The organism is Actinoplanes sp. NPDC051388, from assembly GCF_055586225.1.
In genome coordinates this window covers 188,252-210,589 of record NZ_JBVJIP010000006.1, presented here as the reverse complement: position 1 = coordinate 210,589, position 22,338 = coordinate 188,252, and the positions used below count along the sequence as shown (strand labels likewise).

Here is a 22,338-nt window from a genome sequence, read left to right as displayed (position 1 = left end):
GCCTGACCGGCCCGGCCTGACTGACCCGCCCGGCCTGATCAGTGCCGCTGGGCCAGTGGCCCGGCGACCCGGATCGGCTCCTCGATCAGATGCACCGGCAGCGGTTCCTCGGGCCGCAGCCAGGACGCGTCGTGCGCGCCGCCGGGGTCGGCCACCCAGCGGCGGCAGATCCGGTCGATGCCCAGGGCATAGACGGTCAGCGTGCCGTCCTGCCCGATGTGCATGCGCAGGAAGCTCTTCGCGTCCTCGATGCCCTGCCCTGCGAACAGCTCGTTGACGTTGACCTTGAAGAAGCTGGCCACCACCAGATAGAGCGCGCAGAGCTGGGTCGAGACGAAGCCGATCAGCGGCAGATAGACCACCGCGGCGACCACCAGCGGCCCGGGCCACGTCCAGTCGCGGAACGGCAGTTGCAGCCACACCCAGGTGCCGCCGGCCGCCAGCGCGATCTGCGCCAGGGCGTGCGAGATGCCGAGGATCCAATGTCGAGAGTGCCCGTCGGATCCGGCGCTCGGCGGCTGCGCGAAGAGCACCGCGCCGGCCAGGATCAGCACCAGCATCATCACCAGCGGAATGCTGAACAGCCGCTGGATCGGGCCGCCGGAGCTGCTCGCCGAGCCGGCCATGGCCAGCATCGTCATGGTCTGGATGATGCCGAGCATGGTGGCGAAGCCGGGGTTGCGCAGCGCGATCCGCTTGAACACGCCCCAGCCCATCCGCCGGGACGTCGGGGCATCGGGAAACGTCTTGTTCAGCGCGTATTTCCGGCTGCGGCTGGCGTTGCGGGTCAGGGTGTCCGCCGGTGGCACGGTGATCTCGTCCGGCAACGTGTGCGTGGCCACCAGATAAGCCCCGCCGCCGCCGCAGGTGATCAGCTCGCGATCCTCGCCGGCATAGCGCGCGTAGTGGTGCAGGTCGCCGGAGACGAGCAGCCGGACGTGCGCCTGGGTCGGCCCGAGAATGGTGCGGATGAAGTAGTCGACAGCGTCATAGGCCCCCGGCTTGTCCGCCGCCTTGACCCACGTCGGTGACGGCGTCATCAGGATGATCCGGTCCTCCGGCCCGACGTCCGCCGCCGCCTTCTCGAAATAGAGCAACTGCGGATCGTCGATGTACGCCCCGAACTGCTCGTCGATCGCGAACAGCCACCAGTTGGACGGCAGCTTCACCGCGAAGTAAGACCGCCGCTGCCGGGTCTGCCACCCTCCGATGTGACCGTCCTTACGCCGCGCGAAGAGCCGCAGGAACGCGGTCAATCCGTCGTACCAGTCGTGGTTGCCGGGCAGCGCGAACAGCGTCGGGCGCCCACCGGCCGGCGCCTCGGGAAGCGCCGCGCGATAGGGGCCCTTGGTGCGGTTCTCATAGCCGTCCCCGTTGGCCAGCGGATAGACCTGGTCACCGCCCATCAGCAGCACGTCGCCGCGGGGGAGCACCTGCCCGTCCACCTCGAGCTGCGGCTGCGCCAGCAGATAGGCCACCGAATAGGTCGCGTGGAAGCCGTCGCCCAGGTCGGCCACGTAGTCCAGCCAGATCTCACCGTCCGCGCCCCGCTCTTCGACCACGTCGCTGTCCAGGGCGTTCTGCAGCTCGCGCTTGTCCAGATAGGCCCCGAACAGGATTGCGAGCAGCGCCCGCACGCCCGTGCTGAGCAGCAGCATCGGCGCCAGCCAGCCGACCGGGCGCTGCGGCGTGAAGCCGAGCTCCTGCGGATCGAGGCTGGTCGGCCGCGGCTTGCGGGGGCGCTCCGCCTCGACCGGGCGGGGGCCGGGGACCGGGTCGGGAGACGGGACGGGGTCGGATCGGTGATCGTCCATCACCCGAGGGACAATAGTCTGACGGTATGACACCGGCCGCCGAGTCACCCGGTAACCCGCTCTGATCTGCCCTCGGTGATGCCGTACACTGGCAAACCGTTGCACCCGCCGCCTTAGCTCAGTCGGCTAGAGCGACGCACTCGTAATGCGTAGGTCGACGGTTCGATTCCGTCAGGCGGCTCTCCACAGCAAGCCCAGACCCTCTCGGTCTGGGCTTTCGCTGTCGGTGCTCCACCGTGTTGAGCCAGGTCAGCGGCTTGTGAGCAGGTTGCTAGTGCGCCATCTGCCACATGGCACCTTGAGCGATGGCGATCAGTGACATGGCGTGCTCTACTGGTCGCAGGCAGAACGGGCGGAATTTCGGAGGGGAAGAAACAACAGCGGCACCCGGCGGCAACCGGGTGCCGTTATTGCCCCCGGACCATTTCCGCTTTGATCAGCGAGGTGGGAATTCTCTCCAAGCCGCGATCGCGGCCCTTCCTTCCTCGGCGACGAGCACGGAAAGGAAGGCAAATGCGTACCTACTACCGTGGGCCCGACGCCTTCGTGACGGCCGATCGCTTCGTGTGGCTGGCCGGCGCCACCCCCAAGATCTTTTCGATACGCGAACTGCGCGACATCCGCCGCGTCGAGCACGTGCCGCACCGCCGCCCCGCCGACCGAGTGCTGGCCGCCGCGGTCGGTTCGGTGGCCTTCGCCGCCGCGAGCTGGCTGGTCGTCGGTGTCGTGATCGGAGTCACCGCCACCGCAGTGGCCGCCGCCGTGACCGTCGTGGCAGTGTCCACCCGACGGCTGCGGGACGCCCGTTCCTACCGGGTCATCGCGACCGTCCGCGGCGTCCGCACGGTGATCTACGAGGCTCGCGACATGCGCGTGTTCAACCAGGTCACCCGGGCTCTGCGCCGCGCGGTCGAAGACGATCGGCGAGCTCACACACACTATGGACTCGTCGCCGCCTCATGATCACCGAGCGCCTCTGACGTGTGACTCATCTCGGTTGAGTGAACCTTCCGCGGATGAGATTCGTTTCTGCTAAGACAAGTGAGTAAAGTGACGCGCGACCTCGCTGGCTGCCAACAGGCAGCCAGCGATGTGGCAGGTTAAGTTCTCTTCAACGGCGAAGATGAAGGAGTCATGACCGAGGTTGCCGCGCCGACCGTGTCACCGACAGTCGCACGCAGACGTGTGCGTCTGGCGCTGCGTGAGGCGCGCGAGGCCGCGAACCTGACTCAACTCGAAGTCGCTGAAGAGATGGAATGGTCTCTCAGCAAAGTCATTCGCATTGAGAATGGCGACGTCAGCATTTCGCCGAACGATCTTCGGCCGTTGCTGGGATACCTCAAGATCAAAGACCGTGCGCAAATCAGTGCGCTGGTGGCTGATGCAAAGATCGCCAGGACGCGACAGCACATCTCCTGGTGGCAGGACCCGGCTTTCCGGGACATCGGCGCAACACTCCGGCAATACATCGAATATGAAGCGGTCGCGGTAGCGATCCGGTCGTTTTACATTCGCTACATTCCGGGCCCGTTGCAGCTGCCTGAGTACGCGAACGCCCTCACCGGGCCGTTTGTGGACGACATGCCGCAGCCGTTGCCCCGAGAGCTGGTGGAAGCCCTGGTTGAAGCCCGTCGGCTGCGTCGCGAGGCCCTGCTGGGCCGGCTCAGCTCGATGGACTATTACACCGTCCTGGACGAGGCCGTCTTCATGCGCTCGACCGGGGGGCCGGCGGTGTTCGCCGAGCAACTCCGCGACATGCGGAACTTGGCAACCGAAGGGCTCATCCGCGTGCGGATGCTGCCTTTCTCGCTCGACACACCCATCGCCAACAACGCCAGCTTCGACGTGTTGTCGCTGGGTGGCACCGGGCCGGGCAACGAGGTCCTGTATAGAGAAAACGGAATGGCTGACGAGATTATCGAGGACAAGAGCGCGACCTCGAGGCATCTGGAGCGCTTCAAGCAGCTCTGGCTGGTGGCCACCGATGAGGCGGACACTCTCGACTACATCAACCGTCGGATCGAAACTCTCGAAAACATGATCTCTGCCGGTCGCGGAGAGTAACGTCATTATCCACACCCTGGCACGAAGTGTGCCCTCCCGAACCGGAGACCGCAGAGTGAACGTTATTGAGCCGAAGTGGCTGAAGAGCTCCAGCTGCAGCGGGGGCAGCTGCGTCGAGGTTGCGAAGGTCGCGGATGAGTTCCTGATCCGTGATTCGAAGAACCCGGAGACTGCGCCGCTTCACTTCACCCAGGACGAGTGGACCGCCTTCGTCAAGGGCGTCAACGCGGGCGAGTTCCGCTTCTAAAGTCGTTTGCGTTTTTGGCGGTCCTGTAGTGGATTTCTGGCCTGAGATCCACACAGGACCGCGCGCAGAAAAGCACATTACGGTCCTTTGTCGTGAAGCACCGCAAGACCGTCCATTCATTCATGTTCATGGCTGCTTGATCATCTTTCCGTCGCTTACCGTGGATCCGGTACGTCACGGAGGAGGCACGATGATCCAGCCGAAACAGCAGCCGACATGGCACAAGAGCCACGCCTGTTCCTCGGGCACTTGCGTCGAGGTCGCTCGAATCGACGGTCATTTCCTGGTTCGGAATTCGTCCGACCCAGACGTCGTGGTGTCGTTCTCGAACGACGAGTGGTCCGCCTTCCTGAAGGGAGCCCGCGCCGGCCAGTTCGACTAGTCCTGAGCGGATGCGTTCGCCGGGAAGGCTGGTCGGGGCCGTTTCGAGGCGCATAATCGAGCGGTGGACCGCAAGCCGGAGGACTACTCGAGGGTGACGAACCCGGGCCGCTTCGCCGTGTTGCACGAGGCCGCCGACCGGTTGCTCGACGAGTTGACCGAGCAGTTCACCGTCGAGCGCCGGGAGTCCAAGGAGACGCTGGGCAACGAGCTCGTGCGCACCGTGCGGCTCATCCCGCGGACGCTCGCCGCCGCCCCGCTCGCCATCGCGTTCACCGAGTTTCCCAGCCTGCTGCTGCGGCTCGGGCGCTGGTTCGAGGACGCGCTGCCGAGCTGCGGTTGCGACGCCTGCGACGAAGACCCCGGCGTCCTGATCGGTGAGCTTCGCTCGCACGCGTTCGCGCTGGTCGAGGGCGGCCTGTGGGAGCGGGTCCGGCGCGGCGTCGGCGGTTCCTTCGCCGAGGCGCGGCTGATCGGCGCCGACCTCGAGGTGGGCCGCGAGACGCTGCTCGAGCCGCGCGATGCCCGTGCCGCACGGCGCGAGGGTTTCGCCGCCGCGGTGCAGTGGGCCCCGTGGCCGCGGCGCTCGCCGGAGATCTGAACTGGTGCTAAACCAGCACCTATGGATTGGGTGCGCGCGATTGCTGATCAGCAACTCGGGTTCTATTGGGACTACAGCCTGTGGCCACGTCTGCAGGGGCTGACCGACGCGGAATATCTCTGGGAGCCGGTGGTGGGCGCCTGGTCGGTCCGTCCGGATGCGCGGGGCCACTTCGTCGCGGACGGGCCCGGCGCGGGGAAGGAGCCGGATCCGCCGCCGGTCACCACTCTCGCGTGGCGGATCAACCACATCGCGGTCGGCGTCTTCCGCACGCGGGCCAGCACGTTCTTCGGTGACGGCAGCGTGCCGGCCGAGGCCGACATGTTCGATCCGCGGCATGCGCCCGAGTCGCTGCCGTCCACCGCGGCCGGCGCCCTCGAGCTGCTCAGGTCGTCCTATGAGTGGTGGCGCGACGGTCTGCTGTCGATGGACGAGGAGGCGTTCCTGGCGCCGCTCGGCCCGCGCGGCGCCTTCTTCGCCGACCAGTCGATGGCCCAGCTCGCCCTGCACCTGAGCCGCGAGTGCATGCACCACGGCGGCGAGATCGGCCTGTTGCGTGACCTCTATCGAGCCACCGGAGCCACCGGCGGTGACCACTTGTCCGTCACGCGGTGAGAGCGCCCTCGTCGCCGCCGAGCAGGCCGATCGCCACCCGCAGCTGGGGCCGCTTCAGCACGCCCGACATGGTGAGCTCGCCGCGGCAGAAGGACTCGAAGGCCTTCCAGCCCAGCGGCGTCGCCATCGCGGCGTGCATCAGATGACGGTGCTTGGAGAAGACGTTGAGCAGGCGGCGGCCCGCGTTCATCTCGGGCATCAGGTGCTTGCGGACCAGGGCGGGATAACCGTCGAGCGCGGTGACACCCTGACGTGCCGCGCGGGCGGCGACCTCGCCGGCCCACAGCCCCGAGCGCAGGGCATAACTGATGCCCTCCCTGGTCCAGGGCTCGAGCAGGCCGGCCGCGTCACCGGCGACCAGCACGCGGCCGCGGGCCAGGGGAGCGTCGGCCGAGCGGCAGCGGGTGAGGTGGCCGGAGTCGCGGCGCACCTCGCGTCCCTGCAGGCCGAGGCCTTCGAGGAAGCGCGCGAGATAATCCTTGGTCTCGGTGCCCCTGCCCTTCGCCATGATCACGCCGACCGTGAGCTCGTCGTCCTTGGGGAAGACCCAGCCATAGGAGCCCGGCGTCGCGCCCCAGTCGAGTTGCACCCGCCCGCGCCACGCCGCCCGGTCCTCGGAGGTCGCCGCCAACTCCACTTCGAGGCCGAGATCCTGCTGGTCAAAGGAGACGCCGACATAACGCGACGTGATGCCCGCCGACCCGTCGGCCCCGATCGCCACCCGCGCGGTGACCGTGGCACCGTCGCCGAGCGTCAGCTTGACCATGTCGGCGTCCTGCTCGATGGCCCGGATCTGGGCGTTCTCCCGGATGGCGGCGCCCGCCGACTGGGCGGCCTTGAGCCAGGCGTGGTCGAAGTCGGTGCGCCGCACCATGGTGAGCACCGGCGGGCCGCTGGCGTGGCGGGTGAAGGACCGGTGGCCGTCGTCGGTGAAGGTGATCGCCGAGACGACGTCCCGGCGGGGCACTTCGATGAGCGGTGCGGACATGCCGAGCGACGGCCCGATCAGGCCGCCGCCGCAGGTCTTGTAACGGGGGTGTTCGGCGCGCTCGAGGACGAGGGTGCGGGCGCCGGCCGAGGCTGCGGCGCGTGCCGCCGACAGCCCGGCCGGTCCGGCCCCGACGACGGCCACGTCGAAGTCCGGCTCAGTGATCACTCGACGGAGTCTAGGACCGCGCGTGGAGCCCGTCGCGGCGAGGCCGGGCCCATCCGCGTCAGACGTGCGCCGGGGCGGCGATGCGGTCGAGCAGCGCGTCGCAGAAGGCCGGCAGGTCGTCCGGCTTTCGGCTGGTGACCAGCGTTCCATCGACGTGGACGGGTGCGTCGACCCAGGTGGCGCCGGCGTTCGACAGGTCGGTGCGCAGGCTCGGCCAGCTGGTCAGCGTGCGCCCGTCGACGACGCCGGCCTCGACCAGCGTCCACGGGCCGTGACAGATCGCGGCCACCGGCTTGCCCGAGGTCATGAAGTCGCGAACGAACCGGACGGCGTCCTTGTCCACCCGCAGGAAGTCCGGGTTGGCCACGCCGCCGGGCAGCACCAGGGCGTCGTAGTCCGCGGCGTCGGCGTCCTTGGCCAGGCGATCCACCGGATAGGTGCGGGACTGGTCGAGATGGTTGACGGCCTGGATCTCACCGTCCTTGATCGAGATCAGCTCGGCCGTGCCACCCGCCGACTCCACCGCCTTGCGCGGCTCGGTGTATTCGACTTCCTCGACGCCATCGGTCGCCAGGAAAGCCACCCGCTTGCCCTGGATCGATGCGGCCATCGCGGTGCTCCTTCCACTGGGTTCGGCGCCTGCGAACAGGCGCCCTTTCCAGTGCTGCCTGCCCGCTGCGGGGCGGAGCAAACCGATGATCAGCCGCGTCCGGTGGCTCGGGCGACGGCCGGGATCGGGCGGCGATTCGCCAGTTCACCGGCGAACCAGGCGGAGAAGAACGCGGCGACCAGGGAGATCAGCTCGACCGCCAGCAGTCCCCAGCCGGCCACCCGGTCCTGCGACTGCATGCGCAACATGAGGATGACGGCGAAGAGGATCAGCACGCCCATGTGCATCAGGTTGCGCAGCACGCCGACGCGCTTGGCGGCGCCACCGCGTACGAAAGCGAGGTCGATCGCGCTCGCCAGCACCACCAGAATGCCGCCGATCAGGCCGGCCACGATGTTCCAATATGCCAGCGCGCCGATGATGTCCGGGCCGCCGAGCAGATTTCCAAGATCGAAGAGAATCGCCATCGTGAACAGTCCGAGCGGGAACATGACCAGCACCGGATGGACAGCCTGGCCCGCGATTCGGAGTCGACTTTCCACTGGTTGATCAGCCTCCCCAGACCCTGCCTGATTTACGGACGTTGTTCGCGGTACCCGTGCCCTCTCCCGGTGAAACGTGTGGTGACGAGCGCTACGCCCTGATTCTCCCTCCGGACGGGGAATCTCGCGGAAAATTCACCCGGGGACATCTCCGCAGCTCACGACCCTTGTAGACCGACGATACCCTGACTTGGCCTGTACGCAATCTGCAACATGGCAACTTGATGTGTAGCGGGCAGCCGCGTGGCCGTGTCACACTACGGACAGGCAATAAGGCGGGCTCGAAGGGAAGACAAAGCAAAGGCACCCGGCGGCAACCGGGTGCCTTTGTCGCCTCTGAGCTCCGTCGGCAGTCGCAACGCGCGAGGCGGGGAATTCTCTCTGCGCCAATGGTGGCTCGCTCTTCCCTCTCCTCGCAAGGAGTACGGGAAAGGAGTTCGCCATGCGCACACGTACCTACTACCGTGGGCCCGACGCCGTGGTGACCAGCGAACTCTTCGTCTGGCGCACCACGCCGCCGAAGGTGTTCACGATCCGGGAACTGCGGAACGTCGGCATCACCTGCACGGCCATCGACCGCACCCGCCGGCCCACCGCGCACACAGCGGCCGGTTCGGCTGCACTCGTCGTCGCCATCTGGCCCATCGTGGGCACCACCGCGACGATCGCACTGATCATCCTCGTGCTGACCATCCCCGTGTTGGCGGTGGCCGCCTATTGGCGGATGCGCCCGCGGCTGTGGGAGTTGCACGCGACCTGCAAGAGCGGCGAGGTGGTGCTCTTCGCGTCCACTGATCCGCGGGTGTTCAACCAGGTCACCCGCGCTCTGCGGCGAGCCATCGAGGACCTGCCCTCCAGTGCGGCGTGGATCGACGGCGCCGCCTGAAATCGGCCTGCCGGGGTGTTTGCACAGGTGGGCGACCATTCGAGTGATGATCGACAGTGGACAGAGGGAAGTTCGTCAACTACCGGGCGTCGCGATCGCGTGACTAGTTTCGTTTCGGTGAACCTCCAACAGCGCCAACTCGTTCTGATAGGACAGTGAGTAACATGACGCCGATCTCGCTGACTGCCAACCGGCAGCCAGCGAGGTGGCAGATTGATTGGTCTTCGAAGATGAAGGAGCCATGGCCGAGGCCGACTCGCCAACAGTCGCGCGCAGGCGCACCTGCCTGCCGCATCGCGCACGGACCGGAGTAACCCTTCGCCACGTCGCGGCTCCGACGGAGTGGTCCCTCTGCAAGGTGATCCGCATCGAGAACGGCGAGGTCGGCATCCCGCCGATCGATCTTCAGTCGGTTCTCCCCGTATTCGCTTTCCGGAATCGCGTCACCACTGGTGACCGATTAATACGCATATTCCCGATAGCTCAGGAGGTCGCAATGCGACGGGTCGACGGCTTTTCCGCCCCGGAGCGTCCACCGTGCCGGCTCGGCCGGCCGTCGATGTCTTTGCGGCCGACAAGGAGAAGGCCCGCGTGCAGGCGGGCCAACTCCGGTCCACGTGCAGGTGGACCTGTTCGCCGAAACACTCGGATCTGGCTCGTTGGTGAGAACACGATCGAACGTTCGACGTTGAACACCCTAGTCACGATGGGAGATCAGCAGAACCAGCCGATCGGCATTGGCTCCATCAGGGTCCGGCATGGGCGGTGGCCGCGATGACCGGCTGGGCGATCGCGATCTCCGCGGGCTTGCTGCTGGTCGCAGCCACGACCGGCGTCTTCGCACTCCGGTGGCACCGACGCAACCTGGCGCGGCTGCGCCTCGGCTATGGGTGGACCAAGCTGACGCAGCGAGGTGTCCGGCCGGACCCGACCACCGGCGTCGACGAGGTGTACGCGTTCGAGATCGTCCTGCGGAACCTGTCACGCACCGCGATCAAGGAGAGCGAGTTCTCGGGCAAGCCGATCGTCGTGCGCCTGAACGCGACGGTCGTGGACGTCTCCGGCATCGTGTCCCGGCCCAAGGAACGCGTGCGGCCCAAGGTGCCCGAGGCCAAGGGCGACCGGATCCTGATCGAGCCGTTCGCCTTCTGCCTGCGCCAGGAGGTGCGGATCCCGGTGGTGACCGCGGAGCCGCCGAAGGGCGTCTTCGTCGAGGTCGATGCGCCGGAGGTGATCGTCGAACGCATGCGCTGGCGGAGGTTCTGACCTCGCTCTGCGCACAGTCGAGACTCTGTGCGCAGAGCAGGGGAAGCCGCTAGTTCTTGCGGGTGGGGTCGAGGGGGCGGATGTTGCCGGCGATCAGCAGGGCCAGGCCGAGCAGGACCGCGACCGCGATCAGTCCCTTCTGGACGGTGATGTGGTCGCCCAGGAAGCCGATCAACGGTGGGCCGCCGAGGAAGGCGCAGTAGCCGATCGAGGCGACCACGCTGACCCGCGCGGCGGCGTGTGCGGGGTCGTCGGCGGCCGCGCTCATGCCGACCGGGAAGCCGAGGGAGGCGCCGAGGCCCCAGAACAGGGCGCCGATGAAGGCGATCGGCACCGACCAGCCGAACACGAACAGGGCGAGACCGGCCAGGCTGATGACGGCCAGGACGCGCAGCACCGGGACGCGGCCGTAGCGGTCCAGCAGCCCGGGGCCGAACCAGCGACCGACGGTCATCGCCGCCAGGAACAGGGCGAACGCGAGCGACCCCACGGTGGCGGGTGCGCCGTAGTCGTCGATCACCGCGACGCCGATCCAGTCGATGCCGGCGCCCTCGGCGAAGGCGAACGCCAGCACGAACAGCCCGACCAGCAGGGTGCGCGGCTCGCGCCAGGTGGTGAGGGTGCGCTGCAGGCCGGAGGACTCGGTGGCAGGGGCCGGGTCGTCCGAGGCCGGGGCTTCGCTGTCCGGCAGGAACGAGCGGACCGCGAAGATGACGATCGCGGCCAGGCCCAGGCCCCAGATGATCAGGTGCGTGGTCACCGGCACGTGCAGCGCGATCGCACCGGCGCCGACCAGGGCGCCGGCCACCGTACCCAAGCTGAAGCCCGCGTGGAAGCGCGGCATGATCGCCCGGCCCAGCCGACGCTCCACCAGCGCGCCCTGGACGTTCATCGCCACGTCCCACGCGCCGTTCGCGAAGCCGAAGAGGAACAGCGCGATCACCACCGGCGCGACGCCCAGCTGGTAGCCCAGCCCGATGCCGCTCAGCGCCAGGCCGAACAGCGCCGCCATCACGGTCACCGTGACCCGGGAGCTGAAGCGGGCCACGATCTGCCCGGACATCACCAGCGAGATGATCGAGCCGGCCGCGATCGCGAGCAGCACCAGGCCCAGCCGCGACGGCGTGAGCTCCAGGCCGTCGCGGACCTGCGGGATGCGGGTCGCCCAGGTGGACATGCCCCAGCCGGACCCGGCGAACGCGACGTAGGTGGCCCGGGTCGCGGCGCGGACCCGGGCGTCGTTCTCGATGACGACGTTCATGCCTTTTCTCCCAGGAGGCCGGCGACGATCGCGCGGGTCTGCGCGCGGTGGAAGGTGGCCGTGGCCAGCATCATGTGCATGACCAGGCCCTCGATCAGGGCGTCCACCGCACGGGCGGTGGTCGGGTCGACGAAGCGCTCGAGCACGGCCCGGCTGCGGCGCATCCACGAATCGGTGATGACGCGCAGGGCCGGTTGGCGCAGCGCGGCCAGATAGAGCTCATAGGCCACCGCCCAGTCGCGCTGGTCGGCTCCGGCGTCGCCGTGAATCAGGGTGGTGACCGCGTCGATCAGGTCGTCGCGGCTGCGTACCCGATCGAAGTGCGCCTCGTAGCTCGGCGACATGCGTTCCGCATGCCGGCCGAAGGCCTGCGCCAGCAGGTCGTCCAGGCCGGTGAAGTGATAGGTCAAAGAGCCCAGCGGTACGTCCGCAGCGGCCGCGATCCGGCGATGGGTGGTGCCGGCCACCCCGTGCTCGGCGATCATGTCGATGGTCGCCTCGATGATGCGCGACTTGCGGTCCGGGTCGAAGCGCCGGGCCTGCCGGGTGGGTGCGGTGGTCACGGCTCGACCGCCCGCACGATGCGCGCCGGGTTGCCCACCGCGACCACGTCGGACGGCAGATCGCGCACCACGACCGCGCCGGCGCCGACCACCGTGTTCGCCCCGATCGTCACGCCGGGCAGCACGATCACGCCGCCGCCCAGCCAGACGTTGTCGCCGATGGCGATCGGCCGGGCCGACTCCCACTTGTCCCGCCGCGGGCCGGCCGCGACCGGATGCTCCGGGGTCAGCAACTGCACGCCGGGGCCGATCTGCACATCGTCGCCGATCGTGACCCGCGCGACGTCGGCGCAGATCAGACCCCAGTTGATGAACGTGCGGGCGCCGACCGTCGTCTGGTAGCCGTAATCGCAGTGGAACGGCGGCCGGATCGTGGTGTCCGCGCCGACGCCGCCGAGCAGCTCGGCGAAGAGCAGGCGCAGCCCCTCGCGGTCGGTCGGGTCGATCGTGTTGATCCGGTGGGTCAGCCGCTGTGCCCGCTCGTCGTCGATGCCGAGCTGCGGGTCGTCCGCCTGATAGAGCTCACCGGCGAGCATCCGGTCGCGCATCGAGGTCATGTGTACGAGCGTACATATGATGTGTACGCCTGTACACTAGGTGGCGCGTGCGATCCACGCCTCATCCTCGGCCTTCTTGCGCGCGACGCCGTCGGTTCCGTCGTACCGGAGGAATTTGGGTAGTGCGGCGGCCAGCGCGACCGTCCCGGCGATGCAGAGCAAACCGCCCACCCAGATCGACCCGGTGACGCCCAGCCCGGTGCGCGCCATCGCCCCGGATCTGAGCTGCCCGAGCAGCGGGCCGGTCATGTAGGAGAGCATCTCGATGCCGGCCAGCCGCCCGCGCAGATGGTCGGGGATGGTCTGACTCCAGATGATCGAGCGGAAGATGCCCGAGATCATGTCGGCGTAGCCGGCGAAGGCCAGGCACAGCAGGGTGAGCCAGAGCCAGCGGGACAGCCCGGCGCCGGTGATGCCCAGCCCCCAGGCCGCCGCCGCGATCACCACCAGCAGGCCGTGCCGCCGCACGTGGGCGGACCAGCGGGAGGTCACCGTGGCCAGCAGCGAGCCGACCGCGGGCGCGGCATAGAGCAGGCCCAGGATCTTCGGGCCGCCGAGTTGCATGGCCAGGAACGGATAGAGCGCCTGTGGCATGCCGAAGAACATCGCGTTCAGGTCGACCAGATAGGTGCCGAGCAACTCCTGGCGGCTGCGGGCGTAACGCAGGCCGGTGACCACCGAGCGCAGCGACGGCCGGTCCGCGTCCGGCGGTGGAGGCACCGCCTTGACCAGCGAGATGCACACCAGCGACACCGCGAAGGTGCCCAGATCGATGGCGTAGACCCAGGCCAGGTCGACGCTGGCGATCAGCACGCCGGCCAGCGCCGGGCCGGCCAGCTGGGCGACGTCGAAGGACAGCGACCGCAGCGTCATCGCGGCCGGGATCTCCTCGGGCGTGACCAGCCGCGGCAGCATCGCCTCGATGGCCGGCCGTTGCAGGCCGTCGACCGCCGCGGCGAGCGCCGCCACCACATAGAGCAACCAGAGATGTGGTTCGTCGGACAGTGCGTTGAACAGCAGCACCCCGCACAGACAGGTCTGCGCGATCTCGCCGGCCCGCACCATCAGCCGCCGATCGACGAAGTCGGCCAGCGCGCCGCCGACGAAGGCCATGAAGACCATCGGGACGAACTCGGCGACCCCGAGCAGGCCGACCAGCAGCGGATCGTTGGTGATCATGGCGACCTGGAACGGGATCGTCACATAGGTGATGAAGGACCCGATGCTCGTCACCGCGCCGCCGATGAACACGAGGCGGAAGTCGCGGGAGGTGCGCAGCGGCGTGAGGTCCATCCCCAGACGCCGCCGCCGGGGTCGGTCTGTCACGCGGCGATGCTATTTCAGGACGAGCTTCCCGGTCGCTTCATATTCGGCGAGGTCGGCCAGGGTCTCGTCGATGATGAACGACTTCGGTCCGGGCAGCGCGTCCAGCGGGAAGAAGCCGGCGTCCACCGACTCCTCGGTCTGCCGCAGCAGCTCACCCTCCCAGCTGTGGATCCGGAAGGACATCAGGATCTGCTGGTAGGTGTGTCCCCAGTCGTTGGTGAACGTGTAGTTGCTGTAGAAGGCGAACGGCGTGAGCGAGGTCGCGGTGAGACCCGTCTCCTCCCACGTCTCGCGGATCGCGCACTCCTCCATGCTCTCGCCGAGCTCCATCGCCCCGGCCGGAATGGCCCAGCGGTGGTTGTCGGAGCGCTGGATGAGCAGCAGCCGATTCTCATCGTCGAGGATCACTCCCCGCGCACCCACGAACAACAGCGTGTCGGTGTCGCCGATCGTCCCGCGCACCCGACCCAGATAAGACTCAGCCCACGTCAATGCCACGGGCCAAGCCTAATCACGAAGCCTTCTTGGCCGCCTTGGTGGCTTTCTTCGCGGGAGCCGCCTTCTTGGCCGGGGCGGCCTTCTTCGCAGCGGCGGCCTTCTTCGCAGGCTTGGGCGCGGGCGCCGCCTCGCCGCGGGCCGCCTTCGCCCGCTCGACGCTGGCCTTGAGCGCCGCCATCAGGTCGACCGCGGCGGCCGGCGCCTCCTCGGTCTCCTCCGGCGCCACCACCTCGCGGCCCTCGACCTTGGCGTCGATGACCTCCTGCAACGCCGCGCGGTAGTTGTCGGTGAACTCGTCCGCCTTGAAGCTGCCGGCCATCGAGTCGATCAGCGAGCTCGCCATCGCCAGCTCGGCCGGGCGGGTCTCGATCTCCTCGTCCAGGAACCCGAAGTCGGCGGTGCGCACCTCGTCGGGCCAGAGCATCGTGTTCAGCACCAGCACGTCGTCGCGGACCCGCAGGGTGGCGAGCTGCTCACGCTGGCGGATCGCGATCTTCACGATGGCCACCCGGTCGGCGTCCTGCAGCGCGTCGCGCAGCAGCACGTACGGCTTTGCCGCCTGGCCCTCGGGCTCGAGGTAATAGGCCTTGGCGAACATGATCGGGTCGATCTGGTCGGCCGGCACGAACTGCAGCACGTCGATGGCGCGCGACGTGGTCAGCGGCAGCTCGGCGAAGTCGTCGTCGGTGAGGATGACCATCTCGCCGCCGCCGATGTCGTAGCCCTTGGCGATGTCGTCGTAGGTCACCTCCTCGCCGTCGACCGAGCAGGTGCGCTTGTATTTGATCCGGCCGCCGTCGGTGCGGTGCACCTGGTGGAACCGGATGTCCTTCTCCTCGGTCGCGGAATAGAGCTTGACGGCGATCGACACCAGGCCGAACGACACCGCGCCTTTCCAGATCGCTCGCATTGCTGTCTCCTACCCCCGATGAGCTGCTCGGATCAAGAATGGCATCACCGAGACGCCTGCGTAAGGCCTTCGCTGGTGCCTATGGTGATCACGTGCCTGGTGCGCCGCTCTCCCCGATGCTCGCCACGGCGGGCGCGCTGCCACGCGGGCCCGGGTGGAGTTATGAGTTCAAATGGGACGGCGTGCGGGTCATCTCCGTGTTCTCCTCGGGCGCACCACGCCTGTACGCAAGGTCCGGGACGACAGTAACCGCCGCATACCCGGAAATATCAACATTGCGGCTGCCGGACGACACGTGGCTCGACGGCGAGATGGTCGTCATGGACGCGAGCGGGCGCCCGTCGTTCACCGCGCTGGCCGAGCGCATGCATGTCCGGGATGCACGCCGGGCCGCCTCGCTCGCGGCGACCCTGCCGGTCACGTACATGATCTTCGACCTGCTGCGCTATGCCGGCACGGACCTGATGCACGAGCCGTACGCGATCCGCCGCACCCGCCTCGAGGAGCTCGGCCTGGCCGGCCCGCACTGGACGGTGCCGCCGGTGTTCCTGGACGGCCCGGCCACCGAGGCGGCGGCGCGCGAATATCGGCTGGAGGGCGTGGTCGCCAAGCGGGTCGAGACGCCCTACGTGCCCGGCCTGCGCTCGCCGGACTGGGTGAAGGTGAAGTTCGACCGGACCGGCGACTACGTGATCGGCGGCTGGCGGCCGGGAGCGCGGCGGCTCGGCGGGCTGCTGGTCGGGATGCCCGGGCCGGACGGGCGCCTGCGCTTCCGCGGGCGCGTCGGCGGCGGCATCAGCGGCGCCGCCGAGCGCGAACTGCTCTCCGTGCTGACCCCGATCGGCACCGATGAATCGCCGTTCGCCGCGGGTGCGGTGCCACGGGAGGATGCGCGCGGCGCGCACTGGGTAAAGCCCGAATTGGTGGTCGAGGTGCGCTACGGGAATCGCACGCCGGACGGACGGCTGCGGTTCCCGCGGTTCCTGCGGCTGCGCCCGGACAAATCGCCGGCCGACTGCGTGGAGGAAGACGACGATGGCAGCTGAGCCAACCCGCGGCGGAAAGCAAAAGGGAAGAGCAGCCAATCGTTTCGCCGTCACCATTGAGGGCCGCGATCTAGAGCTGTCCAATCTGGACAAGCTGATGTATCCGGCCGCCGGATTCACCAAGGGCGAGGTCATCGATTACTACACGCGGCTCGCGCCGATCCTGCTGCCGCACCTCGAAGGCCGCCCGCTGACCCGGATCCGCTATCCCAACGGCGTGGACGGCGCGTTCTTCTTCGAGAAGAACAAACCCGGTGGAACCCCTGATTGGGTACGCACGGAACGCCTGCCCGTGCCCGGATCCACCAAGTCGCGGGAAACCATCGACTTCGTCATCGTGGACGACCTGCCGACCCTCGTCTGGGTGGCGAACATCGCCTCGCTCGAACTGCACACGCCGCAGTGGCGGGTCGGCGAGGACCCGGATCTGATGGTCGTGGACCTCGATCCGGGGGCGCCGGCCGGGCTCAAGGAGTGCTGCGGAGTGGCGGTGCTGATGCGGGACCGGCTGGCGGCGGATGGCGTGGACGCGTACCCGAAGACTTCTGGGAAGAAGGGCATGCAGTTGTGTTGCCCGATCTCGGGCGAGCAGGACTCCGAAACGGTCAGCCGCTATGCCAAGAAGGTGGCCGAGGAACTGGCCGGCATGGTGCCGCGGTCGATCACCGCGAAGATGGCGAAGAACCTGCGGCCGGGGAAGATCTTCATCGACTGGAGTCAGAACGCGGCGGCCAAGACCACGGTCACGCCCTATTCGCTGCGCGCCCAGCCGAGCCCGACCGCCTCCACGCCGCTGACCTGGGAAGAGGTCGAGGCGATGGGCACCGGCGAGGCGGAGGCGCGGCAGTTCGACGCGCATGAGGTGCTGGAGCGCGTCGAGGAGCACGGCGATCTGCTGGAAGCCCTGCTGACCCCCGGTCCGCGGCTGCCGTAGCCGTACCTTGCGTCGCAAGGTACCGTGTGACGCATGACGGACGTCGCGCAGCTCTCCACCAGCCTGCGGCGCGGGACTCTCGAGTTCTGCGTGCTGGCCATGGTCGAGACGGAGGACAGCTACGGCACCGAGATCGTGCGTCAGCTCGGCGAGGAGCGCAGCCTGGCGACCACCGAGGGCACGATCTATCCGCTGCTGTCGCGTCTGCGCAGGGTCGGATGGCTGGACAGCAAGTGGAGCGAGTCGCCGACCGGGCCGCCGCGGCGGTACTACACGCTCACCGACAGCGGGCGGGCGGCGCTGAGTCACTTTCGTGCGGAGTGGGTTTCGTTTCGACAGACCGTCGATCGACTCGTAGGGACCGGTGGGGCATGAGCATGAACCAGATTGACGTGGTGGGTGAATACCTGCGCGAGGTCGAGATGCGGCTCAGCGGGCTGCCGCTGCTGCAGCGCCGCGAGCTGATCGCTGACCTGCACGCGCACATCGCGTCCGCGCAGGAGCGCGGGGCATATTCCGAGGGCGAGATCATCGAGGTGCTCGAGCGGCTGGGCAGCCCCGACGTGGTCGCGGCCGCCGCCTATGAGGAGGCCGGCCAGCCGCGGATGGCTGCCGGCCCGCCGCCACTCATCGCGCGCACCCCGCCGAAGCGTGGCATTCCGGCCTGGCTCATCGTGCTGGCCGCCGTGGCCGCGTCGATGATCCTGATCTTCGTGATCGGCTTCGTCGGCCTGCTGGCCTTCTCCCGGGCCGGCAGCGAGGGGCCGTCGGCGCCGACCTCGGTGCAGATGCCCGCCGACCCGGCCCCGCCGCCGGAGCTGCCCTACCCGGCTCCCACCGAGTAGGTCGCTCAGTCGACCTGCGGCAGCGGCGGGCCGAGCACGTCGTCCGCGTCCACAATGGTGTACGCGTACCCCTGCTCGGCCAGGAACCGCTGACGGTGCGCGGCATATTCGGTGTCGATGGTGTCCCGTGACACCACGGTGTAGAAGTGCGCCTGCCGCCCGTCCGCCTTCGGCCGCAGCACCCGCCCGAGCCGCTGCGCCTCCTCCTGCCGCGAGCCGAAGGTGCCGGACACCTGGATCGCCACCGCCGCCTCGGGCAGGTCGATCGAGAAGTTGCCGACCTTCGAGATCACCAGGGTCTTGACCTCGCCGGAGCGGAACGCGTCGAACAGCCGCTCGCGCTCCTTGTTGGTGGTCGAGCCCTGCACGATCGGGGCGTCCAGGTATTCGCCCAGCTGGTGCAGCTGGTCGATGTACCCGCCGATGACCAGCACCTGCTCGTCCGGGTGCTTCTTGACCAGCGCGCGCACCACCGGCAGCTTGGTGCGCGCGGTGGCGGCCACCCGGTAACGCTCCTCGGCCTCGGTCACCGCATAGGACATCCGCTCGGCGTCGGTCAGCGTCACCCGCACCTCGGTGCACTGGGCCGGGGCGATCCAGCCCTGCGCCTCGATGTCCTTCCACGGCGCGTCGTAGCGCTTCGGGCCGATCAGCGAGAACACGTCGCCCTCGCGGCCGTCCTCGCGCACCAGCGTCGCGGTCAGGCCCAGCCGGCGGCGGGCCTGCAGATCGGCGGTGAACCGGAAGATCGGCGCCGGCAGCAGGTGCACCTCGTCATAGATGACCAGGCCCCAGTCGCGCGCGCCGAACAGGTCGAGGTGGGTGAACGCGCCGTTCCGCCGCGAGGTCAGCACCTGGTACGTCGCGATGGTGACCGGCCGGATCTCCTTGCGCTCGCCCGAGTACTCGCCGATCTCGTCCTCGGTGAGCGACGTGCGGGCGACCAGCTCACGCTTCCACTGCCGGCCCGCCACCGTGTTCGTCACCAGGATCAGCGTGGTCGCCTTGGCGGTGGCCATCGCGGCCGCGCCGACCAGCGTCTTGCCCGCGCCGCAGGGCAGCACCACGACGCCCGAGCCGCCCGCCCAGAAGCCGTCCACCGCCTCCTGCTGATAGGACCGCAGGTGCCAGGTGTCCTCGGCCAGCGCGATCTCGTGCGCCTCGCCGTCGACGTAACCGGCCAGATCCTCGGCCGGCCAGCCCAGCTTGAGCAGCGCCTGCTTGAGGCGGCCGCGCTCGGAGGCGTGCACCGCGATGGTCTCGTCGTCGATCCGGCCGCCGAGCATGCCGGCCAGCTTCTTGCTCTTGGCGACCTCGATCAGCACGATCTTGTCGAGCCCGCGCAGGACCAGGCCGTGGCTCGGGTCGTTGGCCAGTTGCAGGCGGCCGTAGCGGTCCATGGTCTCGGCCACGTCGACCAGCAGCGCGTGCGGCACCGGGTAGCGCGAGAACTTGATCAGCGAGTCCACCACGCCCTCCGCGTCGTGGCCCGCGGCTCGCGCGTTCCACAGCCCCAGCGGGGTCAGGCGGTAGGTGTGCACGTGCTCCGGGCTGCGCTCCAGCTCGGCGAACGGCGCGATCGCCATCCGGCAGGCCTGCGCGTCCGGGTGATCCACCTCCAGCAGCAGGGTCTTGTCCGACTGAACGATCAACGGTCCGGCGCTCACCAGCACGTCCCTTCTGAGCCCGAGCACGACCATTCAGTGTTGCACGCCGTCCTCAGCCCCACCGCCGCCCTCGACCGGACCGAGGGCCGTCCTATTCCTGCTCAGGGACGGCTGCCGTAATGCGGTGCAGCGCGAACGTGTGCAGCGTCTCCGTCCGGTCGTCCTCGGCGCGCAGGTAGCCGGCGCTCAACGACACCGGGCGAACCAGCCGGGACAGCGTCGAACCGTGTGAGTCCACATAGCCCACCCAGACCCGGGCCTTTTCGCGTACCGCCTGCTGCAGCACCGCCATCGCCTGGCCGTGCGCCTGCACCGAGGTCAGCCCCGGCACGCCGTGGCCGTTCGCCGCGCGCACGGTCACCGGCGCACGACGGGCCGCGCGCGTCGCGATGTCGCCGCGCCGGATCTGTTCGACCACCCCGGCCAGACGGGGTCCGGCCAGGAGCGGGGGTCCGGCCTGGTCGGGCGGCTTCAAAGACATCGGGGTACGCGACGGAGCCCGGCGCACCTTGGGCCGGCTGAGCACCGCGGAACCGCCCGCGTCCTCGGCGACCGGTGCGAACCCGGCATCGCGCAGCGCCCCGAGCAGGCGACTCACCTGATAGGGGCTGACCAGCACAGTCGGGGCCAGCCGGCGCAGGGCCAGCGGTGCCAGCCGGCGGTCGGCCAGCACCTCGGCGATCAGCGCCTCGTCGTCGCTGCGCAGATAACCACCCGCGGACCCGGCACGCATGCCGCCGTGCTTGCGGGCGGCGTCGTCGATCAGATAGCTCAGCGACTGCGGGATCGGGGTGCGGGATCGCCGCTTGACCAGGTCGTGCAGGTCGGTCGCGGTGTAGCCGACGTCGAGCGCCCGGCGCACGCTGGTCGCGGTCACCCGGCGCATGCTCGCCGACTCCTTCTCGGTGATCACCTCGAGCTCGTTCGCCAGCTCGGGCTCCGGCGGGCCGGGCACCACGACCGACAGGTCTGCCTGCACCAGGACGTGGTCGACCGGTGCGGGCAGCAGCGCGTCCAGGGCCCGGACCGCGTCCGCGGCGGGCTCGGCGCCCAGCGGGTCACCGTCGCCGGCCGGCTCGACCAGCATCCGGGCGTACGAGGTCATCGCGCCGCGGCCGGTGACGCCGAGAAGGGCGGCGCCGTCGAGCGCGTCCCGATGCACCGCCTCGCGCCCGCGGGCCCGCCGGGGCGCCTGCCAGAACAGCAGGCCGAGCACCTCGTCGGCGGCCGGGGCGGCGCCCGGGTCCAGCGCCGACAGGGCGGTCAGCGCCTCGCGCCGGGCCTGCGGGGCGCCCGGCCGCTCGGCCTCCGGGGACAGTGCGTTGATCGGGCGGTCCCGGTCGTCACGCTGCCCGACCAGGCCCGGCTGCCGGGTCATCTGCTGCCACGAGCGGGTCAGCAGATCCCAGCGCTGGGCGATGCTCTGTGCCCGCCACAGGTCGTATGCGCCGGTGGGCAGGAAGATCTCCTCGCCGCCGCCGGCTGCCCGGCTCACCGTGATCGAGCGGGCGATGCCGGTGGCGTCCGCCTCGCCCATCAGCCCCGACGCGTACGCCACCTCGAGGAACAGCGCCGCCGTGGGCTCGTCCACGATGGCCGCCCGGGCCAGCCGCTTGAGATCGCGCACGCCCAGGCCGCCGGTCTTGAGCACCGGCGCAGGCTCGTCGCCCAGTGCCTCCAGCAGCGCCTCCGTGGTGCGTACCGCCTCCAGGGCCTGGCCGGCCCCGGCCGAGTCCACCGCCTTGACGTCGCGCACCGGCCCCTCCGGCGCGGGCGGAAGCGGTCGCAGCACGCCCAGCGGCCCGGTCTCCCGGCGCAGCAGCATGCCCACCTCGCGGGGCAACTCGACCAGCTCGCCCTCCGGCCGCGGCGCACGACCGGCCTCGGTGACCGGCACCAGCACGTGGTGGTCGACCAGCCAGCGCACCGGCTCGGCCATCGAGGCGCCGTTCAACGCTCCACTGTTCAGCTTTCCGATCGGCGGCCCGGCGGCGAGCCGATCCAGCACCGCGCGGGCGGCCGGAGTGGCCTCCATCACCGTGCGGCGCAGCTTCGCCTTGTCCGCACACAGCGCGGCGGTCGCCGGATCCAGGTAGTCCGCCGGCCGGCCCAGCCCGGCCGGATAGGGCGAGGTGACCTCGTCGACCGCGCCGACCACCTGCAACGCGTCCTCCGGGCCGTGCAGCAGGAACCGCGCGCGCAGCCGGCCGATCGCCACCCGCACATCCTCCTCCGGCGCCGCCGCGGCCAGCTCGAGGATGGCATCGGCCGAGGTCAGCGCCGTCTCCGGAGCGCGGCTCAGGCGGGCCGCGTCGAGCACGGCCAGGGTGAACTCGTCCAGCGCGTCCAAACAGCGGGCCACCGACCCGCGGGACTGCGCCCGGACGGCGAGCGCGGACACGTCGGCGGGCACCGGCACGACGAGGTCCGGGCGCAGCTGAATGAGCGCGCCCAGCGCCTCATCCGGCAGGGCCCGCAGTTGATCGGCGAATGTGGTGGCCATCCCTTCCAACGCTAGCCGCCATGGGACGATAGTGGCGGGTCCGGGG

Annotated in this window: 23 protein-coding genes, 1 tRNA gene and 1 pseudogene; 13 read left to right on the top strand and 12 right to left on the bottom strand. The window is 69.2% G+C overall.

Translation table 11 applies throughout. The features are described 5' to 3' along the window. Window positions 1-38: 38 nt before the first annotated feature. Complete coding sequence (locus ACZ6TI_RS17545; protein ID WP_465346325.1) at window positions 39-1,814, bottom strand: metallophosphoesterase family protein; 1,776 nt, start codon at window positions 1,812-1,814, stop codon at window positions 39-41. 107 nt (window positions 1,815-1,921) lie between these two features. Between ACZ6TI_RS17545 and ACZ6TI_RS17540 the strand changes: the two genes are divergently transcribed. The 7 genes and pseudogenes from ACZ6TI_RS17540 (at window position 1,922) to ACZ6TI_RS17510 (ending at window position 5,722) form a co-directional block, all read left to right on the top strand. Beyond that, window positions 1,922-1,995, top strand: a tRNA-Thr gene (locus tag ACZ6TI_RS17540). A gap of 332 nt (window positions 1,996-2,327) precedes the next feature. Next, a complete protein-coding gene (locus ACZ6TI_RS17535; RefSeq protein ID WP_465346097.1) occupies window positions 2,328-2,777 on the top strand; it encodes a DUF6232 family protein in 450 nt (149 codons plus the stop codon). 171 nt (window positions 2,778-2,948) lie between these two features. Continuing rightward, on the top strand, window positions 2,949-3,878 hold the full coding sequence (locus ACZ6TI_RS17530) for a helix-turn-helix domain-containing protein (protein ID WP_465346096.1): 930 nt from the start codon (window positions 2,949-2,951) through the stop codon (window positions 3,876-3,878). A gap of 55 nt (window positions 3,879-3,933) precedes the next feature. Then, complete coding sequence (locus ACZ6TI_RS17525) at window positions 3,934-4,125, top strand: DUF397 domain-containing protein (RefSeq protein ID WP_465346095.1); 192 nt, start codon at window positions 3,934-3,936, stop codon at window positions 4,123-4,125. Between the two features lie 190 nt (window positions 4,126-4,315). Next, window positions 4,316-4,507, top strand: a complete 192-nt coding sequence (locus ACZ6TI_RS17520; protein ID WP_465346094.1) for a DUF397 domain-containing protein — start codon at window positions 4,316-4,318, stop codon at window positions 4,505-4,507. 54 nt (window positions 4,508-4,561) lie between these two features. Next, a pseudogene (locus ACZ6TI_RS17515) lies at window positions 4,562-5,107 on the top strand (DUF6226 family protein); the annotation flags it as partial. Between the two features lie 21 nt (window positions 5,108-5,128). After that, complete coding sequence (locus ACZ6TI_RS17510) at window positions 5,129-5,722, top strand: DinB family protein (RefSeq protein WP_465346093.1); 594 nt, start codon at window positions 5,129-5,131, stop codon at window positions 5,720-5,722. Here the strand turns inward: ACZ6TI_RS17510 and ACZ6TI_RS17505 are convergent. The 3 genes from ACZ6TI_RS17505 to ACZ6TI_RS17495 form a co-directional block, all read right to left on the bottom strand. Beyond that, complete coding sequence (locus ACZ6TI_RS17505; RefSeq protein ID WP_465346092.1) at window positions 5,712-6,878, bottom strand: geranylgeranyl reductase family protein; 1,167 nt, start codon at window positions 6,876-6,878, stop codon at window positions 5,712-5,714. The two genes, ACZ6TI_RS17510 and ACZ6TI_RS17505, sit on opposite strands and share 11 nt — an antisense overlap. Before the next feature lie 58 nt (window positions 6,879-6,936). Further along, the gene (locus ACZ6TI_RS17500) at window positions 6,937-7,488 is read right to left on the bottom strand and encodes a type 1 glutamine amidotransferase domain-containing protein (RefSeq protein ID WP_465346091.1); all 552 of its coding nucleotides are present in this window, start codon (window positions 7,486-7,488) and stop codon (window positions 6,937-6,939) included. An 89-nt stretch (window positions 7,489-7,577) separates the two neighbouring features. Continuing rightward, window positions 7,578-8,030, bottom strand: a complete 453-nt coding sequence (locus ACZ6TI_RS17495; protein WP_465346090.1) for a DUF2231 domain-containing protein — start codon at window positions 8,028-8,030, stop codon at window positions 7,578-7,580. Window positions 8,031-8,472: 442 nt separating this feature from the next. On the opposite strand from ACZ6TI_RS17495, the gene ACZ6TI_RS17490 reads away from it, so the two are divergent. Together ACZ6TI_RS17490 and ACZ6TI_RS17485 are read left to right on the top strand one after the other, a co-directional pair. Next, window positions 8,473-8,916, top strand: a complete 444-nt coding sequence (locus ACZ6TI_RS17490; protein WP_465346089.1) for a DUF6232 family protein — start codon at window positions 8,473-8,475, stop codon at window positions 8,914-8,916. 774 nt (window positions 8,917-9,690) lie between these two features. Continuing rightward, window positions 9,691-10,182 (top strand): hypothetical protein, encoded by a 492-nt coding sequence (locus ACZ6TI_RS17485; protein ID WP_465346088.1) that lies wholly within the window; start codon window positions 9,691-9,693, stop codon window positions 10,180-10,182. A 49-nt stretch (window positions 10,183-10,231) separates the two neighbouring features. Here the strand turns inward: ACZ6TI_RS17485 and ACZ6TI_RS17480 are convergent, their stop codons facing one another. From ACZ6TI_RS17480 to ku, 6 genes are read right to left on the bottom strand one after another with little or no spacing between them, the layout of a single operon-like run. Further along, window positions 10,232-11,443, bottom strand: coding sequence for an MFS transporter (locus ACZ6TI_RS17480; RefSeq protein WP_465346087.1), 1,212 nt, complete (start codon window positions 11,441-11,443; stop codon window positions 10,232-10,234). Beyond that, window positions 11,440-12,006 (bottom strand): TetR/AcrR family transcriptional regulator, encoded by a 567-nt coding sequence (locus tag ACZ6TI_RS17475; protein ID WP_465346086.1) that lies wholly within the window; start codon window positions 12,004-12,006, stop codon window positions 11,440-11,442. The genes ACZ6TI_RS17480 and ACZ6TI_RS17475 overlap by 4 nt, the downstream gene beginning before the upstream one ends. After that, complete coding sequence (locus ACZ6TI_RS17470; RefSeq protein ID WP_465346085.1) at window positions 12,003-12,563, bottom strand: sugar O-acetyltransferase; 561 nt, start codon at window positions 12,561-12,563, stop codon at window positions 12,003-12,005. Before ACZ6TI_RS17470 ends, ACZ6TI_RS17475 begins: the two co-directional genes overlap by 4 nt. 36 nt (window positions 12,564-12,599) lie before the next feature. Then, window positions 12,600-13,889, bottom strand: a complete 1,290-nt coding sequence (locus ACZ6TI_RS17465) for an MFS transporter (protein WP_465346084.1) — start codon at window positions 13,887-13,889, stop codon at window positions 12,600-12,602. A 9-nt stretch (window positions 13,890-13,898) separates the two neighbouring features. Then, a complete protein-coding gene (locus ACZ6TI_RS17460) occupies window positions 13,899-14,387 on the bottom strand; it encodes an NUDIX domain-containing protein (RefSeq protein WP_465346083.1) in 489 nt (162 codons plus the stop codon). A gap of 13 nt (window positions 14,388-14,400) precedes the next feature. Then, on the bottom strand, window positions 14,401-15,297 hold the full coding sequence (gene ku, locus ACZ6TI_RS17455) for a non-homologous end joining protein Ku (protein ID WP_465346082.1): 897 nt from the start codon (window positions 15,295-15,297) through the stop codon (window positions 14,401-14,403). Window positions 15,298-15,389: 92 nt separating this feature from the next. Here ku and ligD (ACZ6TI_RS17450) point away from each other — a divergent pair, with 92 nt between their 5' ends. The 4 genes from ligD (ACZ6TI_RS17450) to ACZ6TI_RS17435 are packed head-to-tail and all read left to right on the top strand — an operon-like array spanning window position 15,390 to window position 18,122. Further along, window positions 15,390-16,343, top strand: a complete 954-nt coding sequence (ligD, locus tag ACZ6TI_RS17450; RefSeq protein ID WP_465346081.1) for a non-homologous end-joining DNA ligase — start codon at window positions 15,390-15,392, stop codon at window positions 16,341-16,343. Beyond that, complete coding sequence (gene ligD, locus ACZ6TI_RS17445) at window positions 16,333-17,277, top strand: non-homologous end-joining DNA ligase (protein ID WP_465346080.1); 945 nt, start codon at window positions 16,333-16,335, stop codon at window positions 17,275-17,277. The genes ligD (ACZ6TI_RS17450) and ligD (ACZ6TI_RS17445) overlap by 11 nt, the downstream gene beginning before the upstream one ends. A gap of 33 nt (window positions 17,278-17,310) precedes the next feature. After that, window positions 17,311-17,652, top strand: a complete 342-nt coding sequence (locus tag ACZ6TI_RS17440; protein WP_465346079.1) for a PadR family transcriptional regulator — start codon at window positions 17,311-17,313, stop codon at window positions 17,650-17,652. A gap of 2 nt (window positions 17,653-17,654) precedes the next feature. Then, window positions 17,655-18,122 carry an HAAS signaling domain-containing protein gene (locus tag ACZ6TI_RS17435; RefSeq protein WP_465346078.1) on the top strand — a complete coding sequence of 156 codons (468 nt, stop codon included), beginning with the start codon at window positions 17,655-17,657 and terminating at the stop codon, window positions 18,120-18,122. 5 nt (window positions 18,123-18,127) lie between these two features. Here the strand turns inward: ACZ6TI_RS17435 and ACZ6TI_RS17430 are convergent, their stop codons facing one another. Together ACZ6TI_RS17430 and ACZ6TI_RS17425 are read right to left on the bottom strand one after the other, a co-directional pair. After that, window positions 18,128-19,789 (bottom strand): DNA repair helicase XPB, encoded by a 1,662-nt coding sequence (locus ACZ6TI_RS17430; RefSeq protein WP_465346077.1) that lies wholly within the window; start codon window positions 19,787-19,789, stop codon window positions 18,128-18,130. Between the two features lie 91 nt (window positions 19,790-19,880). Further along, complete coding sequence (locus ACZ6TI_RS17425) at window positions 19,881-22,292, bottom strand: helicase-associated domain-containing protein (protein WP_465346076.1); 2,412 nt, start codon at window positions 22,290-22,292, stop codon at window positions 19,881-19,883. Window positions 22,293-22,338: the final 46 nt, after the last annotated feature.